This window comes from Leptospira bouyouniensis (assembly GCF_004769525.1).
GTDB classification, from domain to species: Bacteria; Spirochaetota; Leptospiria; order Leptospirales; family Leptospiraceae; genus Leptospira_A; species Leptospira_A bouyouniensis.
Map to the genome: position 1 here is coordinate 426,415 of NZ_RQFT01000012.1, position 18,363 is coordinate 444,777.

The window sequence follows — 18,363 nt, forward strand, 5'->3', positions numbered from 1 at the left end:
ATGAGATTCCAATATGGCAGATTCTTCCAAAAAAGTTTTAGAGAAAAAAGGACAAGGCGAATATGAATTCACCGCTTACGGGGAATTTTTGTCCTATTTCCATGCCCATATAGATATTTTCAAAAGGCTTCTCAAATCCAAAAAAATGGACCCCACCAGAGTGGAAGAGGTCGCCAAACAAATCAAATCCTACATGACGGGGAACATCAAAAAAACTGACCAGTTTTTTGAGCACCTCCCTCAATTTGCTACAATCCTTGGGGTTTCCAAAGAGGAAGTTTCTTCCTATCTCAATTCCAATTTCATCGAAGTTTTAACCAAAGTCCAAGAGAAACTGAAAACCCAAGAATTAGAAAAACTGACAAATGCACCTGCACCAAGTTTCTCATCAATCACAGAAGAAATTGTAGAACGATTACAAGTCACTCACCCAAAGGATTATGTTTTTGCCCAAAAAGGCATTTTGATGGTATTGGAAAATCCAATCACAGGGGAGATCATCGAACCACAAGGTCTTATGGCAGCTTCCGCTAAAGCGGCATTAGCGATGCCACAAGGGACTGATTCGGAAAAAGAACCAGTCTCATTAACCGAAGCCCTAGCGGTTGCAAATGCACCTCCAACACCGGTCACAAAAAAACAATCGTTAATTCCCGAAAAAGATAAATCAATCTTACAAGAAATCACAGAAACCTTTAGTGACATCTTAACAGGCGAAAAGCTCGAAATTAAAATTGGTCCTGAAGTGACAGAGCCTTCACTTGCCGATACAAGTTCAAATACAAACTCCACAAAAGTTAACGAAGAATACGAAATAGAAGATTTAGAATTTGATGATTCTGATTCCGGCCAATCCAATTCAAATACATCAAATGGTGCAGAAGAACATGATGATTTTTCTGACGATTTAGGGATTGAATATGAAGAGGAGGAACCACCACCTCCTCCGAAACAAATTGATTTGAATTTGGTAAGACTTGGTAATTTTTCGGTAAAAGAATTTATGGATTTGGTGCAAACCATCACCACCTATCAGACAAAAGGTGATCAAGTAGGATATCAAAATTGGTTACGTTCCATCTCAGAATTTGACAAAGCAGTGGTTTCCTTGCGAACCCAAGTTTTAAAAGAACAAAAAAATGAAGCCGTCGATTGGAAAGCCCTTTTTCAAATGATGAGCAGTAAATCTGAGTTAAAACCTGAAGTTTTACAAGGTATAGTTAAAAAAATCAAGAACTTTCAGATCGTGAAACTAACGTTAGACCGAATGATACAGGAATTCAAAAAGGGAAGTCCTGAGTTTATGCAAATGGTCAAAATGGCATGGCCTCATATCCAAAAATCATTTTATGAAGTGCCAAATTACCAACAGGTGCAGACTTTACTCCGTGGAATTTTATCTCGAGTGAATGACGAATCTCATAAAAAAGATTTTTCAAAAATATTCACTATGGCTCTCAATTTTATCCAATCAAAATACCAGGTCTAAGATATGGGCCGAGAGAATCAATCTCTCAAAAAGAACCATTCGAAAGGGTATCTTTTATTCTGCCAGACTCATTGGAAAAACCTAATCATAAATTTCATTGTGCTTTTTTGTTTTGTAAGCACTTCCGTATTCTCGCAAACGCGAAATGATATCATCGTTGACCCACTCTTGCAAAAACCTTGGATCCCTGATGCAGAAGAAGAGGAAAGTCGAAGTTACCATCGCTTTTTAACTGAATTCAAAAACAAACAATCCTCAGTGAAAAAAAAAGATAGTTTTGGAAGGAACTACCTCATGTCCCCCGCAGGTAAAATTCGGTTTTTAATTGATGATGAGTATTATAAAGAATTTCCCATCCAAAAGGAAGCTGATATTGCTTCGAAAGAGTTAGAAGTATTATATGAAGTAAGAAAGGAAAAGGATGTAGTGTTTCTTGGAAAAGGAATTCATCTTTGTTATCGTTTAAAAAAAGAAAAAGACTCAGGATTTTTCCCAGAATGGCTTATCCGATCCAATGAAATCACAAACAGAGCAGCAAATGAATGGTCGGACCAAACAATTCCATTGGATTTAGTTAGTGATCCTTATGGTTGTTATGTGGATGAGAGATCTCCGATGGATTTTTTATACCTTGAGTCAGAGTCATTTCGGTATCGATTGAAAATTCCATCTTCCTTACGATATGAAGGTTTGTATGGAAATCGTCTCGGAATCTATGGAGAGAACCGAGATAGTATCTATCGTCTAGTACGTTTTGTTGAATTTTTATCCAATTATTTGCCAGAGGGGCAAACAGAATGGGATGAAGCCTTAAAACTACAAACTTCAGGTAAAAAAAAGAAAACAGTTCCAAAAATCATTTTGTCAATTGGTTCAAGTTTTGATAAAGTAAAACCGCTAAGAGATACCAAAAATTATTTTGTATTCTGGGATTCAGTTCGTTCCTTAACAAAAAGTTTAATGAATCGACTCCAATTCAAACGTTCCGATGTGAACGGTCAGTATGTAAGTGAATGGGTGGAGGTGGATGATATCGGAAATCCAATCCCTATGGAGATGAAAGAATATTATGTTTATAATGCACCGAGAGGATATTTTTTATCATTGTCCTATCCCAAAAGAGAAAAGGATAAAGCTGACAAGTATTGGAATACAATTCGCACTAGTTTTACTGTAAAAGATTAGGGGAGGATATCTGAATGTTAACTTCCTTTGTGGAAAACAAAAACCCCAAAAAAAGAGAACCTAATGAAGGATCTCCTCCATTGCTAGTCATCCTTTGGATCGGGTCACTTATGATATTTGTATTCTCTCTCATCTTACTCCCGTTTGGTGTGTATTGGCCCTTATCAAATTCAATTTGGGTATTGTTTATCTTTTTTTTACCTTTGGTTTTTCTTGGAATCCACTTTACTAAAGGATACGGTTATAAAATTATTTTTGCCGTTTTTTTATCTCTTATTGCTGGTGGAAATGTTTTGTTGTTTTTAGGTGATTCGATTGGTTATCATTTCGGCCTTACTTCCAAATTTGATGTACCACCTGAAGATGTACATCTTTCCCTTGGGTATCGGTATTTGTATTTAAGAGATTTTCGTTTGGATGATTCGGATTCTGGGAGTTTTAATTCACCACTTCTTATCAGGCGTCGATCCGGAGCATCTGTGTACGGGCCAGTCATTACATTTCACTACAAAAGAATTCGGTCTCTATTAGGAAATGACACCAAATATCCGTTATATGCAATTTGTTATTCAAAAGAAACTAGAAATTGCCAAATTTCTAGTCTTTACACAGGTGGAGTGTTACTCCGCGAATTCATATGGGAAAACAGTGAACCCAATTTTGAACAAGGTGCAATCTTTATTGTTTGGAAAGACCGTTTGGATCATGAATATGAAACGAAAGGGATTTATTCTTTATTGTTTTTGGTCTTTGTCCATTTGGTTTGGGGGATTGTGGTGTATTTCCCGACTAGAGAATGATATTTTTCATACCTTCTAAGGAGAGACTTCGGAGATTTTCTTAATCTTTTCTTAATCTCTTCTTTTCTCTTCTTAACTCCTCTGATCTTTACCAATAGGTTTTCCCATGCGAGAATTTGTGTATGGTTGAATTACTTTACTTTCCGTTTTTTATAGGATTACTGCTACTAGTCTCACCATTCATCGGTTATTACATGGCATTCATACTCAATGCTAAAGGATTACCATTAGAAGGAGCCTTGAAACGATTTTTGTTTTCGGGAGAACCAAGAAGCCAAACTCCAAAACAATATTTACAAAGTTTAATCATTTTCCATCTCTTTGGTGGGATCCTATTATTTTTGATTTTAAGATACCAAAACTTATTGCCAATGAATTCTTTAAAACTTGTTGGAATGGATTGGGATTTGGCGTTAAATACAACAATTTCTTTTATCACAAATACAAATTGGCAGGCTTATTCTGGAGAAAGCCAACTCAGCAATTTTTCGCAAATGGTCGGACTCACTCCTCAAAATTTTCTAAGTGCTGGGGTAGGAGTATCAGTTTTAGCATATGTGAGTCGAGCAATCACATCCTCAGAAACGAAACATTTTGGAAATTTTTGGTTAGATTTATTTCGTTCGAGTTTCTATATACTTCTACCAATCTCTATAATCATTGCATTGTTATTGGTTTCGCAAGGAGTGATACAAAGTTTTGCGGAACCGATTACAAGTGTTAGTTCTACAGGAAATATTCGAATCATTCCGATGGGTACTGCTGCCTCCCAAATAGCAATCAAACAATTAGGTACGAATGGTGGGGGTTTTTTTGGAGTCAATAGTGCTCATCCTTTTGAAAATCCAACTCCAATTTCCAATTTTATAGAACTCTTTTCCATTCTAGTCTTACCTGCCTCTTGTGTGTTTTTATATGGTAAAATTACAAATTCGTTCCGGCATGCTTGGGTTGTGTTCTTCGTTATGCTGAGTTTGTTTGTAATTGGATTTCTATGCGTATTCTATTCTGAAATGAACCATCCTGGGTTTTGGGAAGGTAAGGAAGCTAGATTCACTTTAACAGAATCTTCTCTTTGGTTATCAGCAACTACAGCTGCATCAAATGGCTCTGTGAACTCAATGCACGATAGTTATTCTCCGCTAGCAGGTGGAATTGCAATATTTCAAATGATGTTAGGTGAAATTATCTTTGGTGGTATCGGAACTGGTATGTATGGAATGATCCTATTTTTAATTTTAACCGTTTTTTTATCTGGACTAATGACAGGTCGAACTCCAGAATACTTTGGTAAAAAAATAGGAAGTTATGAAATTAAATGGACTTTGTTTGGGATATTGGCACCCACTCTATGCATACTTATAGGGACTACTTTCACATTACTTTTGAATAACGGTTATACGGCGAATGGTCCTCATGCTTTATCCCAAATTTTATATGCTTTTAGTTCTGCAGCAGGGAACAATGGATCGGCATTTGCAGGTTTTGGAGCGGATACTCTTTGGGGGAATTTATCACTTGGAATATCAATGTTAGTTGGTCGATTTGGCGTGATTTGTGCAGTTGTGATGGTATGTGGGAGTTTTGGAAGCAAAATTACAACGAAAACGTCTGAAGGAAATTTTAAAATCGATTCGCTATTGTTCGGAATCTTAACTTTCTCAGTGATCATTATTGTCTGTGGATTGTCTTTTTTTCCAGTTTTAGCTTTGGGACCAATTCTAGAAGAATTGTTCATTCAAAGTGGTGTCTTTTTTTAAATAGGTAACATAAAATATGAACTCTAAAACCTTATTCTCAAAAGATCTGATTCAGGAATCTATTTGGAATTCGATTCAAAAATTTTCTCCAAAATATGCTTTTTCCAATCCAGTGATGGCAACCGTTTGGGTCGGTACAAGTATCCTATTGATTCAGACTATCTATTTCTTGTTAACCAATACGCCACTTCAAAATGAAGTTCCTATTTTGTTATGGTTAATCCTTACACTTTTCTTTGCGAATTTTGCCGAAAGTGTAGCGGAAAGTAGAGGTAAGGCAAGGGCAGATAGTCTTAAGAAAACTAGATCATCAACTGCTACAAAAAAAGTGAATGCTGTCGGAGATACACAATTTACACTAATCACATCGAATGAACTAAAGATCGATGATATCGTGTTAGTCGAAGCAGGTGCAATCATTCCATCTGATGGTGAAGTAATTTCTGGTATTGCAAGTGTGGACGAATCCGCAGTAACGGGAGAGTCGGCTCCAGTGATCCGTGAAAGTGGAGGCGATCGCTCCGCCGTCACCGGTGGTACAAAAGTGATTTCCGATTTTCTTTATATCAAAATTACATCGAAACCTGGTGAAAGTTTTATCGATAAAATGATTTCGATGATAGAAGGTGCAACAAGACAAAAAACACCAAATGAAATTGCATTGGGAATTTTACTTTTTGCACTGACAATTTTGTTTTTTTTGGGTGTCGTCACTCTGATCCCAATCGCAAACTTTGTAGGGAATCAAATCGGTGAAAATTGGCATTTTAGTTTTTCCGTTTGGCTTGCGCTCTTTGTTTGTTTGATTCCTACTACGATTGCTGCATTACTGAGTGCGATTGGTATTTCTGGTATGGAAAGACTCATTCGATATAATGTAATCGCAAAGAGTGGAAAAGCTGTCGAAGCTGCCGGTGATATACATGTTTTATTATTAGATAAAACAGGCACCATAACTTTAGGCAATCGAGAAGCACATCGTTTTTATCCGGTGGACGGTGTATCGGAAGAGGAATTAGCTGATGCTTCCCAACTCTCTTCGTTGTCAGATGAGACACCTGAAGGTCGTTCAATCGTAATTCTTGCAAAACAAAAATATTCAATACGAGAAAGAAATTTAAATTCGCTAGATGTTCGATGGATTCCGTTTACTGCCTCCACAAGAATGAGTGGAGTTGAAATTTATGAGAAAGGAAATGTCATTCGAAATATACGAAAGGGGGCTATTGATGCCATTCGTAAACATATTGAATCTCTAGGTGGGGTATTTAATTTAGATCACCAAAAAATTTCAGATGAAATTTCAAGAAAAGGAAGCACTCCAATTCTTGTATCAGAAGGGAATCGACTTTTAGGAATCATAGAACTTAAAGACATTGTGAAAGGTGGGCTTAAAGAAAGATTCGCATATCTCAGAAGAATGGGAATTCGGACAGTAATGATTACCGGCGATAATCCACTGACAGCAGCTGCAATTGCAGCGGAAGCTGGTGTTGATGATTTCATTGCAGAAGCAACTCCTGAAGCAAAATTAAAAAGAATCCGAGAAGAACAAGCAAACGGGTATTTGGTGGCAATGATTGGAGATGGAACTAATGATGCCCCCGCACTTGCTCAATCAGATGTGGGAGTCGCCATGAATACGGGTACTCAAACAGCAAGGGAAGCAGGAAATATGATCGATTTAGATAGCAATCCAAGCAAACTCATTGAAATTGTAGAAATTGGAAAACAACTTTTGATGACGAGAGGCGCATTAACTACCTTTAGCATCGCAAATGATGTTGCAAAATATTTTGCAATCATTCCTGCCTTATTTTTACCACTAGGATCTCTCAACATCATGCGATTATCGAATCCTGATAATGCGATTTTATCTGCGGTAATTTTTAATGCATTAGTGATCCCAACATTAATCCCACTTGCTCTTCGAGGAGTGAAATATGTTCCGAAATCACCAGACCAAGCTTTACTTAGAAATTTTATCATCTATGGAGGTGGAGGAATGGTATTTCCATTTTTTGGGATTAAATTAATTGATATGATTTTATCCGGAGTAAGTTTATGAATTCTAAAAATATTGCAAATGATTGGGAAGTGAGCATTCGGTTTTTGTTTATTTCCATTTTGGTTTTGGGATTTATGTATCCTCTAATAATTACACTTCTCAGTCAGTCTTTGGGAACTCATTTGGCGAACGGAAGTTTGATATACCAAGACAAACAAGTGATAGGTTCATCACTTTTAGCGAAAAATGAGGAACGGACTGATTTGTTTTTATATCGGCCAAGTGCCAATCAATATGATACCATTCCCAGTAGCGCATCCAATTTGGGTCCATCGAGTATGGAATTGAAAAAACAAGTGGAAGAGAGGAAAAAAGTTTTAATCTCCGCTGGGATTCGTCCTGAACATTGCCAAGAATTGCTTTATACATCAGGTTCAGGTTTGGATCCTCATATAACTTCCGAATGCGCTAGAGAACAAGGAAAAGTTTTAAGTTTTATAACTAAAATTCCTATCGAAACAATCGATGGTATGATCGACCAATTTGTTGAAAAATCATACTTTGGTTTTATAGGCAGAGAAAGAGTAAACGTTACAAAATTAAACATAGCTTGGAAACAATTTACACATGAATGAAGGCCGTCGTCCCGAAGATTTTTTGTCACTAGCGAACCAATCGGAGCCTCGCAAATTTGGAAGTTTGAAAATTTACTTCGGGATGTCTCCTGGAGTTGGAAAAACGTATGCGATGCTTACCGAAGCTCACCATTTAATCGAAGAAGGTGAAGACGTCAAAATAGGAATTGTGGAAACACATGGACGTTCAGAAACAAAAAATTTACTCGATGGTCTAAGCTCCTTCCCTTTAAAAAAAATTGAATATCGTGGGAAAGTTTGGGAAGAAATGGATGTGGAATCTATTCTAAAAGAGAAACCAAATTATGTATTAGTGGATGAATTGGCCCATACCAATATCCCTGGATCACTGAATAACAAAAGATACCAAGATGTTTTTCTCCTGTTAGATGCAGGAATCAATGTTTTATCAACAGTTAATGTTCAACACTTAGAAAGTCAGGTTGATTCGGTGGAAAAAATATTGCAAAGTCCCGTAAAGGAAACCATTCCCGATAAAATTTTGGAGAGGGCAGACGAACTTGTTCTCATCGATATTATTCCTGATGAGTTATTAAAACGATTATCTGATGGTAGAGTTTACGTACCAGAAAAAATCAATGCCGCAAAAGAAAATTTTTTTCGTAAAGAAAATCTAACTTATTTGAGAGAACTATCACTTTCTTATACAGCAAAGTATGTAGAGAAAAAAATGCCTCAAGGAAGGGAACGGATTATGGTTGCAATTTCGGCTAGCCCACATTCCAAAACACTCCTTAGAACCGCCAAACGATTGTCATTGGAAAGAAATTCTGATTTTTATGCGTTCTTTTCTGAAAGTGAAGAAGTTAATGATACAGAGTCAGCATTGGCAATTCGTTCTCACATCAGGCTTGCAAAAGAGTTAGGGGCAGAAGTCATTCATTCATTTGAATCAGATCCAGTTTTTGGTATTTTATCCGCAGTCCATGAAAAAAGAATCCATAGATTGGTCATGGGTGGTTCCAAAAAAAGATTTTTCCATTCCTTATTCCAGAAAAACATAACGGAAAAAATTTTAAATTACTTACGTGATGTTGAATTGATAATCATTCCTTACCAAGAAAATAGAAAATTTAATTTTGATTTTTATAAAAGATTGATACCTTCCTCTAGTTTTCGCCAATATGCAGCAATATTTGTTTTAACTTCTTTTGTTACACTCATTAACTTATTACTCCTAAATTTTATCAGTTATTGGACTATTTCGATTTTGTATTTGTTTTATGTTGCCCTACTAGGAATGTTTTTTAGTAGAGGACCAGTCCTACTTGCAGCCATTTTATCCGCAAGTTTTTGGAATTTTTTATTTATCCCTCCTTTATATACTTTTTATATTTCAAAGTTAGAAGATGCCTTAATGTTTGTTATATTTATGTTGATTGCCTTAATTAATGGCGGATTAACAGCAAGATTAAAGAAAAATGAAACCAAACTTAGATCGAGAGAGGAAAAGTTATCCATTTTATATGAATTAGCTCAGAATTTATCAAAAACATCCTCATCAAAGGAGATTGTACAAACAGGCGATACTTATTTTAAAAGAATTTTCCCTTTCCCTGTGAAATTACATTTATACCAGTCGGGTGAATTTTTACCGATGATCGTAGATTCCAAAGATCTAGCGGTTGCCACATGGACAGTAAAAAATGGAAAACCCGCAGGAAGATTTACTGAAACCTTGTCTCTTTCGAATGCAACCTTTTATCCACTTGTTTCGCCCGGAGGAATCACCGGTGTCATAAATGTTGTTTCATTATATGAACCTACTTTAGAACAAGAAATAATGTTAAATACAGTGGCAAGCCAGGTGGCGCTTGCTCTTGATAGAGATGTATTATCTGAAGATTCAAAAAAGAATTATTTACTGAAAGAATCCGAAAAGTTATACAATTTAGTTTTTAACTCTTTGTCACATGAGTTAAAAACTCCCTTAACTGCCATTAGAGGCTCTGCTTCGGCATTACTTGATCCCGAGATAGAATCAAATCCGATTGCAAGACGAGCTCTTTTAGAAGAAATCCAAGAAAATTCATTGGTTTTGAATTTATTACTTGGGAATCTTTTGGATATTAGTCGGATAGAGTCTGGATATTTATCGTTAAAGAAAGAAAAGGTTTATCCATCGGAAATAATCCAAGATGCTATTTCCTACCTAGGTAGAACAAAATCAAATCATACAATCGAGGTCAAACTTGGTGATTTTGATTTTCCCATAGAAATGGATCGAATTCTATTTTCCCATGCTATTTTTAATTTATTGTATAATGCTTGTTTGTACACTCAGGAAGGATCAACAATTTGGATTTCATTAGAAAATAGCGATAACGAATCGCTTCGTTGGATTGTTGAGGACAATGGCACTGGTTTACCTTTTGATTCGTCTCGTATCTTTCAAAAATTTTATCGTGGTGAATCCTCTGGGAAAATTGGAACTGGACTTGGTCTTGCCATTACTAAGTCTATCGTTGATTTGCATGGAGGACACATTGAAGCTTTGAATCGAAAAGAGGGTGGAGCAAGGTTTGTCATTGACATTCCCTGTAAGTTTCAATAATCAAAATGTATGAATCATGATTTAATCCTTTTAGTTGATGATGATAGTGCCATACGCAAAATGTTACGAATTGCACTTGAAGCAAAAGGATACCAAATCATTGAAGCAATCTCTAAAAAGGATGCTATCGAATCCATTGCACTCAGATCGCCTAAATTAGTATTGTTGGATTTACAACTTCCTGATGGAAGTGGATTGGATGTGATCCATGAAGTTAGGACGTTTTCCGAACTACCATTTATTGTTTTATCAGTTATGGATTCCGAAGAAGATAAAATTGCCTTACTTGATGCAGGTGCAGATGATTATATCACGAAACCCTTTAGCATGGGAGAACTTCTCGCAAGAATAAGGACAGCGTTTAGGAGATTGCCTGCGGAAGAAACTCCTTCCAATTGGGAGATGGGAAATTTAGTTATCGATTTTCTAAATTATGAAGTCCAAAAAAACGATAAAAAAGTGCGATTAACGCCAACTGAATTTCAGTTGTTAACGTATCTAATTAAAAATGCAGGTAAGATAATTTCGCATGATATATTGATTAAAAAAATATGGGGTGATGCAGCACAAAATGAAATGAATTCGCTTCGTGTTCATATCACTCAATTGCGAAAGAAAATTGAAGATAAACCAAATCAACCTAAGTTGATCAAAACGATTCCAGGTGTTGGATACCTTTGGTCAATTGAGTATAAATAAAATTTGAAAAGATTTTCCATAGTTTCGAATTTAAATAAAATGAAATCTTAATCCTTTCTTAAGGTGAATCTAAAGATCATAATGTTTGAGCGATTGTGAATTAGTGTTTTTTATGATAATTTGATTCTATTATGTTGAATCAAAATTTTATTTATTCGTTGCAACGAGTTATAGAGAAAATTAGACAATATGGTTTTTTCTTACTTCTTTGGTTAGTCGGATTATTTACTACTTCTTCCATTTATTCGGAAGAGAAAGTTTTAGGACAGGAAGAAAACAAACAAGCGGAAAACCAAAAATCGATACCTTTACCAAATTCATTTCAATTTGGGGGTATGATCGATTCGTATTATCTTTACAATCACAATCTTCCAAAAGATACAGAACGAAATTATACAACACAAGCAGTTCGAAACGGAGAGTTTAATATCAATCTTGCATATTTGGATGCCAGAGTTGAGGAAAATAAATATAGAGGTAGAATTGCATTCCAGTGGGGGACATCAGTAAACACAAATTATGCGGCAGAACTGACAACTGAAAGATATTCAAATCAAAACTCTGTGAAAAATATCCAAGAGGCTTACGCAGGTTTTAAGATTGGTCGTGATACTTGGATTGATGGGGGAATCTTTTTTGGTAACATAGGGTACGAATCTTGGATTTCACACAATAATGTGAATTACACTAGGGCATATGCGCTAGATTACGTTCCTTATTATTCTTCGGGAGTTAGGTTATCACATCAATTCACCGACAAATTGAGTGCCCAATTACAAATTTTGAATGGTTGGCAAAATATAACTGATAACAATAAGGATAAATCTTTTGGTAGTCAATTAAAGTATAATTTTAGTGAACATCTTATTCTAACCCTCAATCAATTTGCCGGAAATGAGGCACCGAATTCAGAAAGGAAACAAATGCGATACTATAACAATACCATTTTGGAATGGATTGTAACAGATAGAGTCAAGTTAGTTGGACAATTTGATGTTGGTGCTCAAAAAGAAAAACAAAGTTTTGTTTACGAACCTTGGTTAGCTGAATATGATCCGAGTTTAGGTGTGTATCGAGAAACAGCATCGAAAGCTTTTAGACATTGGTATCATGGAACTATCTGGGCGAGTTTTCTTTTGGCTCCAGAATACCGATTGAGTTTTCGTGTGGAACGATTTTACGATCCAAAACAAGTGATGGTTTCAACTGGAACTCCGAATGGTTTTATGAGTAATGGATACACTACCACATTTGATATTCTTAGTTTTGAACCTGCTTTACTTCGTTTTGAATACGTTTACCGTAGGTCTGCCGACTCATTGTTTGCCTACCGGGATGCCCAAACCTCAAAAAAAGAAGACTTCTTTGTTGTAGCGTTTTCCATGAAGTTTTAAGCTAATTTACAGGAATGGTCCTAATTGTTTTCAAGTAAAATAGAAACTTTTTGGAAGGACTTTTGGTCTAAAAATTGTTCATAGATGTTTCTCCTTATGAGACCCGCAGGGAGGGGCCAATATCCCTGATTTTCTTTTTTTTCTTTTCAATCCCATTCCTCTTTCTAATTTCCTTCCATGCACTTTCGTTTCCAAGTCCTTGTCCTTCTTTTCCTTTCCCTTGTTTTGGTACAGTCTGATTTTACCCAAAGTGCTCCACCGAGTATTGAATTTTTCACTCCGAATGGTTTTGTCAAAGAACCCAAACAAGTGACTGCTCGGTTCACAAAACCGATGGTGGCACTCGGAGACATTCGCCCAGAAACAGATATTTTCCAAGTAAAATGTCCATTCCCAGGGACAAGCCGCTTTATCGATTCAACAACTTGGGTATATGAATTTGAAAATCAAATCCCTGGTGGGGTTCATTGTTCCTTTGTTTTAAAAGATGGGATCAAATCTTTTAGCGGAGAAAAGATTCAAGGGGAAAAGAATTTTTCCTTCCATACAGGTGGACCCTCTGTAAAGTATTCTTCACCATATAACGGTAGTTCGATTTCAGAAGACCAAGTTTTTTTATTACATTTGGATGGGAAACCAGACCTTTCCAGCTTTCAAAAATTTGTATATTTTCGTTCAGAAGAATTAGGAAACAGAATCCCTGTGATTTTAGTAACAGGATCTGAAAGGAAAACCTTTTTACAAACAATTGGTAAAAAAGACAAAGAAGAAACCATAGTAATCAAAGCAAAACAAACGTTTTTACCCGATCGGCAAATCCAATTAGTTCTTGGTAAAGGTTTTAAATCTGTGTGGGGTGGAGAGATTCCAGAAGATGAAGTTTTATCTTTTACAGTCAGGCCAGTTTTTTCTGCAAGGTTTAGTTGTGAACGGACAACAGCCGATGCCAACTGTATTCCAATACTTCCTGTCAGTTTGTCTTTTAACTCTCTCGTATCACAAGAGTTACTTGATAAAATAACTCTGGTTGGAAAGGACGGTAAGGAATACCCAAAAAACAAAGTAACTGGAAAGGGGAATGAATTTTCGGATTGGGTGAGTTTTCCTGGGCCGTTTCCTGAAAATGCAGAATTCACAATCAAAATACCAGACCTTGTCGATGATGCCAATAGAAGTTTGGCAAATGTTGCCGCTTTTCCTTTGAAGTTTAAAACAGATGAATTTCCCCCTCTTGCCAAATTTAGCGCAAAGTTTGGAATCTTAGAATCGAAAGCAAATCCAGCACTTCCAGTCACCTTACGGAACTTAGAGGCAAACTTGCCTGTTAAATCCACTTCCCTTGGTTTGGATGGAAAAAGTCAAAAAACATTGGATATTTTGGAAATCCAAAAATGGTTCCAAACATTATCAAAAGTAGAACGGAACCAATCTGTTTTCCAAACACCAATCTCGAATGCAAAAATAAATTCTTTCCAAATGCCAAAACCCAATGGGAAAAAACCAATGGAAGTAGTTGGCATTCCTTTGGAGACTCCTGGGTTTTATGTGGTGGAAATTGCAAGTGAAGTACTTGCAAACCATCTCTTTGCCGAAGGGGAAGGAAAAAAAATGTATGTTTCGAGTGCGGCCCTTGTGACTAACCTTTCCCCTCATTTCAAATGGGGGAAAGACACAAGCCTTGTATGGGTCACAAGTTTAAATACAGGACTTCCTGAAGCAGGAGTACAAATCAAAATCTTAGATTGCCAAGGGAATGTGAGGGGAGCAGGTATCACTGGAAAAGATGGAACTATGCTTTTTGGTAACATCAATTTCCAAGAAGTACCATATTGTGGTTATCATGAGTTAGGTTCTGGATTAACCATATTTGCACAAAAAAATGATGATATTAGTTTTACATCGAGCACTTGGGAAAAAGGGATCGAAAGTTGGCGTTACCAACTCCCACAAGCAAACACCGGGTATTCTAATTATTTAGAGTCAATTGTACTTGACCGCACTCTTTTTAAAAAGGGGGAAACTGTTCACCTAAAACATATTCGTCGTAGTTTTGGAAACAAAGGTTTACAACCTGCTGATTCAAAAGATTATCCATCGACAGTTGTGATCAAACACGAAGGATCTGGTGAGAGTTTTTCTACTCCACTTGTTTGGTCTTTTCCTGGTCATGCCGAATCAGAATTTAAAATACCGAAAAATGCTAAACATGGTGTGTATCTTGTAACGTATCCATATAACAATGAAGATGAGAGTTATGGCCGCACTGTCACACAATTTCGTGTTGAAGAGTTTCGTCTGCCTGTTCTCAAAGGGAATATTCAATTGAGTGGTGATTCACAAAACCTTGTTTCACCAAAAGAAGCCAAGGTCCTTTTTGGATTGGAATATCTTTCTGGAGGAGGAGCTTCGCTTGTTCCTGTTAAGGTTCGTTCACAAGTTGTCCCAAGTTATTATACGGCAAAGGAAGAATACTCTACATTTAGTTTTTCACCAGACAACATAAAAGAAGGGAAGTGGAAAGTAAGTGGGTATGAGGAAGAGGAAGTTGAAGAAATAAAACCAAAAGTTATTTCTACTATTGCTAAAACCGATGCCAAGGGATTTTTTGAACATAAATTCCAAGACCTAAAATCAATACCTGGGTATGGAAATTTCCAAGTGGAAATGGAATACTCTGATCCAACTGGTGAGATCCATACAATTTCACGTAGTTTTCCCGTATCTCCCGCAGAACTTCATTTAGGCGTTTTGCCAGACGGATGGTATTTCACTGAAGACAAAGTAAAATTACAATTGATCGTTCTGGATGCCAAAGACAAACCCGTACCTTCACAAAAAATAAAAGTGAATGCTTATAAAAAAGAATTTTATTCGAACAGAAAACGCCTTGTTGGAGGATTTTATGCTTACGAACATTATGAGGAAGTAAACAAACTAGGTGAGTTTTGTGAAGGGAAAACAGATAACAAAGGTATCTTGATATGTGAAGGCAAATCTCCTTCAACAGGAGATATTGTTTTTCTTGCAGAAACAAAAGATAAAAATGGAAATCTAACAAATTCGAGTTATAATGTTTGGGTCAGTGCCAAGGAAGAAGTTTGGTTTGATGTAAGTGACCACAACCGAATGGATATCTTACCTGAAAAACGTTCTGTGGAACCAGGTGAGACGATAAAGGTTCAAATCAAGTCTCCCTTTCGAGAAGCGACTGCACTTGTTAGTATGGAAAGAGAAGGTGTGATAGATTACTTTGTCACTCCGGTCAGTGGAAAAGATCCATTCATAAGTGTTCCAATAAAAAAAGAATATGCACCTAATGTTTATATTTCAGTATTTCTTGTTCGAGGTCGAATGGGAGATCCAAAACCAACAGGCCTTGTGGATTTAGCCAAACCAAGTTACCGTTTGGGTCTTTCGATGTTAAAAGTAGGATACAAACCGTACAGTTTGTCCGTATCAGTCACTCCCAACAAAAAACAATACCAAGTGCGAGAGACTGCAGACGTAGAACTAGAAATCAAAACATCAGATGGGAAAATACCAACAGAAGGGACGGAAGTGACTCTCGCCGTTGTGGACGAAGCACTCCTTGAACTTTCTCCGAATCATACCTGGAATTTACTTGATGTTATGATGGGGTCAAGGCCTCACCAAGTGGTAACTTCCACTGCCCAATCCCAAATTATTGGGAAACGGCATTTTGGTTTGAAAGCAAAACCCGAAGGAGGGGGCGGTGGGAAACAATCTACACGTTCCTTGTTTGAAACTTTATTATATTGGAAAGGAAAAGCCATTGTTGGAAAAGAAGGGAAATTCAAATTTAGTTTTCCTTTGAATGATTCACTTACCACCTTTCGAATCGTTGCCATAGCCACTTCAGGAGCGAGAGAGTTTGGGACAGGGATGGCCAAAATCCAAACCTCACAAAAAATCCAGACTTTTTCTGGAATACCACCTGTTGTACGATTAGGTGATACATTGCAACATGAAGTAAACCTTCGCAATGCTGGGGATATGAAAGAACAACTCCGTGTCCGTATGAGTGTTGTAGACATAAAAAATGGAGCAGAAGTAAAATCTGAATTAGAAACAAAGTCGGCATTTCTTTCTCCAGGGGAAACAAAACAAATTACTTGGGATTTGACGGTTCCTGAAGATAGCACCAAACGAAAGTTTTCTCTCGAAGTGTCTTCACCGAATGGAACTGTTATGGATTCACTATCAGTAGAACAAACTGTTATTCCTGCCTTTACAGAACGAGTCTACCAAGCTGGTCTCTTTTTATATGAATCTCCGTTCAAAGAATCCGTTCAGACACCACCTGGATCCAAAGAAAATTCAGGTAAGATGGTTTGGAAGGCTTCTCCAACTATTCTCACTAGCATCGGAGGGATCCAGAAATATTTCCAAACCTATCCATATTCGTGTATGGAACAACGAGTTTCCAAAGCAATCGGTTTACGATCAGATACTTTATGGAATGAAGTGATTGGAGATTTAAATTCATTTTTGGATTATGATGGATTGGTTAAATACTTTGCAAGGATGGAACATGGAAGTGAAATTCTAACTTCATATGTATTAACATCTGCTAAATTAACTAACAAAACCATTCCCGAAGAAACTCTATCTCGGATGTTAGCTGGTTTACAAGGATTTTTGGATGGAAGGGTGTATGGCGAAAGGTATCGATTTGGTGCAGACCTTGTGGTTCGAAAGATTATCGTTTGGGAGGCACTCACTCGTTACCAAACATATGATTGGGAGCAGGTTCGTCCGATTTTTGAAGGGATCGAATTTTTACCAACGGCGTCACTCATTGATTTGTCAGATATTTATGGTAGGGTGAATGGAGCCGATCCGAAAGTAAAAAATCGACTTTATAGTGTTTTGCGATCAAGATTAAACCTTCAAGGATCAGAGTTAATCATTGCCGATTCGGGATTTACTAATCCTTGGTGGATTTTAGGAAGTCGTGATTATACGATGTCAAAGTTTTTACTTTGGGTGATTTCGGAACCATCTTATAAAAAAGATCTACCTCGTATCATCAAAGCCTTTGTCAAAATGCAAAAACAAGGTAGGTATGACAGTACATTAGGAAATGCTTATTCAGTTCTTGTGTTTGATCGTGTGAGTAAACTTTTGGAAGGGGAAAAGGTGACAGGAGGGAAAGTTAAGGTCCAAACGGAGAAAGAGAATTTGTTGTTAGAACCGAATGGAAAACAAACTGTCACACAAACACTTGATACTAGTCCACAATTCGTAACTGTCTCCTATGAAGGAAAAGGAAAACCTTGGATCGAATGGTCGGTGCAAAGTATTCTCCCTCTCAAGGAACCAATCGCGAGTGGGTATCGTTTGAAACGAAGTTGGGAACCAATCCAAGTGGCAAAATCTGGGGTATTGTCCAAAGGGGATACCATCAAAGTGAAAATTGAAATCGATGCCGATTCTGATAAAACTTGGGTGGTTGTGGAAGACCCAATCCCACCAGGTTCCCTCCCACTTGGGCGTGGATTCGGGCGTGAAAGTCAAATTGGGCAAGACAAACCGGGGGATACTTCCTATTACCTCAGTTTTGAAGAGAAAACCCTCTCACTTTACCGTGCCTATTTTGAGTATTTGCCAAAAGGTAAACATACCATTGAACATAGTTACCGTCTGAACCATGTTGGTACGTTTGTGATGCCATCGACTCGAATAGAGGCGATGTATTCGCCGGAAACCCATGCCGAATGGCCTAACGAAATCGTGAGGATTTCGGAAAATAAGGAATAGGAAAAGTTTACGGATAAAGAGGGTTTGGAATGATGAC

The 18,363-nt window shown here is 37.1% G+C and carries 10 protein-coding genes; all 10 read left to right on the top strand.

Annotation, left to right across the window (positions count from 1 at the left end; translation table 11 throughout):
* Positions 1–13: 13 nt before the first annotated feature.
* A complete protein-coding gene (locus EHQ43_RS16190) occupies positions 14–1,489 on the top strand; it encodes a hypothetical protein (protein WP_135771728.1) in 1,476 nt (491 codons plus the stop codon).
* Between the two features lie 3 nt (positions 1,490–1,492).
* Positions 1,493–2,674: an LIC10775 family protein gene (locus EHQ43_RS16195; RefSeq protein ID WP_244242861.1), complete on the top strand. Its 1,182-nt coding sequence runs from the start codon at positions 1,493–1,495 to the stop codon at positions 2,672–2,674.
* 14 nt (positions 2,675–2,688) lie between these two features.
* On the top strand, positions 2,689–3,474 hold the full coding sequence (locus tag EHQ43_RS16200; RefSeq protein WP_135771729.1) for a hypothetical protein: 786 nt from the start codon (positions 2,689–2,691) through the stop codon (positions 3,472–3,474).
* A gap of 122 nt (positions 3,475–3,596) precedes the next feature.
* Positions 3,597–5,234 (top strand): potassium-transporting ATPase subunit KdpA, encoded by a 1,638-nt coding sequence (gene kdpA, locus EHQ43_RS16205; protein ID WP_135741601.1) that lies wholly within the window; start codon positions 3,597–3,599, stop codon positions 5,232–5,234.
* A gap of 16 nt (positions 5,235–5,250) precedes the next feature.
* Positions 5,251–7,302: a potassium-transporting ATPase subunit KdpB gene (gene kdpB, locus EHQ43_RS16210; RefSeq protein ID WP_135771730.1), complete on the top strand. Its 2,052-nt coding sequence runs from the start codon at positions 5,251–5,253 to the stop codon at positions 7,300–7,302.
* A complete protein-coding gene (locus EHQ43_RS16215) occupies positions 7,299–7,877 on the top strand; it encodes a potassium-transporting ATPase subunit C (protein WP_135771731.1) in 579 nt (192 codons plus the stop codon). The genes kdpB and EHQ43_RS16215 overlap by 4 nt, the downstream gene beginning before the upstream one ends.
* A complete protein-coding gene (locus EHQ43_RS16220) occupies positions 7,870–10,452 on the top strand; it encodes a sensor histidine kinase (protein ID WP_135741604.1) in 2,583 nt (860 codons plus the stop codon). Before EHQ43_RS16215 ends, EHQ43_RS16220 begins: the two co-directional genes overlap by 8 nt.
* 9 nt (positions 10,453–10,461) lie before the next feature.
* On the top strand, positions 10,462–11,151 hold the full coding sequence (locus tag EHQ43_RS16225; protein WP_135771732.1) for a response regulator transcription factor: 690 nt from the start codon (positions 10,462–10,464) through the stop codon (positions 11,149–11,151).
* Between the two features lie 131 nt (positions 11,152–11,282).
* Positions 11,283–12,545 carry a porin gene (locus EHQ43_RS16230; protein WP_135754850.1) on the top strand — a complete coding sequence of 421 codons (1,263 nt, stop codon included), beginning with the start codon at positions 11,283–11,285 and terminating at the stop codon, positions 12,543–12,545.
* 177 nt (positions 12,546–12,722) lie between these two features.
* On the top strand, positions 12,723–18,326 hold the full coding sequence (locus EHQ43_RS16235) for an alpha-2-macroglobulin family protein (protein WP_135771733.1): 5,604 nt from the start codon (positions 12,723–12,725) through the stop codon (positions 18,324–18,326).
* Positions 18,327–18,363: the final 37 nt, after the last annotated feature.

Coding starts and splice junctions, on each gene's coding strand:
- EHQ43_RS16190 (WP_135771728.1), top strand. CDS start 14: ATGGCAGATTCTTCCAAAAAAGTTTTAGAGAAAAAAGGACAAGGCGAA.
- EHQ43_RS16195 (WP_244242861.1), top strand. CDS start 1,493: ATGGGCCGAGAGAATCAATCTCTCAAAAAGAACCATTCGAAAGGGTAT.
- EHQ43_RS16200 (WP_135771729.1), top strand. CDS start 2,689: ATGTTAACTTCCTTTGTGGAAAACAAAAACCCCAAAAAAAGAGAACCT.
- kdpA (WP_135741601.1), top strand. CDS start 3,597: ATGGTTGAATTACTTTACTTTCCGTTTTTTATAGGATTACTGCTACTA.
- kdpB (WP_135771730.1), top strand. CDS start 5,251: ATGAACTCTAAAACCTTATTCTCAAAAGATCTGATTCAGGAATCTATT.
- EHQ43_RS16215 (WP_135771731.1), top strand. CDS start 7,299: ATGAATTCTAAAAATATTGCAAATGATTGGGAAGTGAGCATTCGGTTT.
- EHQ43_RS16220 (WP_135741604.1), top strand. CDS start 7,870: ATGAATGAAGGCCGTCGTCCCGAAGATTTTTTGTCACTAGCGAACCAA.
- EHQ43_RS16225 (WP_135771732.1), top strand. CDS start 10,462: ATGAATCATGATTTAATCCTTTTAGTTGATGATGATAGTGCCATACGC.
- EHQ43_RS16230 (WP_135754850.1), top strand. CDS start 11,283: ATGTTGAATCAAAATTTTATTTATTCGTTGCAACGAGTTATAGAGAAA.
- EHQ43_RS16235 (WP_135771733.1), top strand. CDS start 12,723: ATGCACTTTCGTTTCCAAGTCCTTGTCCTTCTTTTCCTTTCCCTTGTT.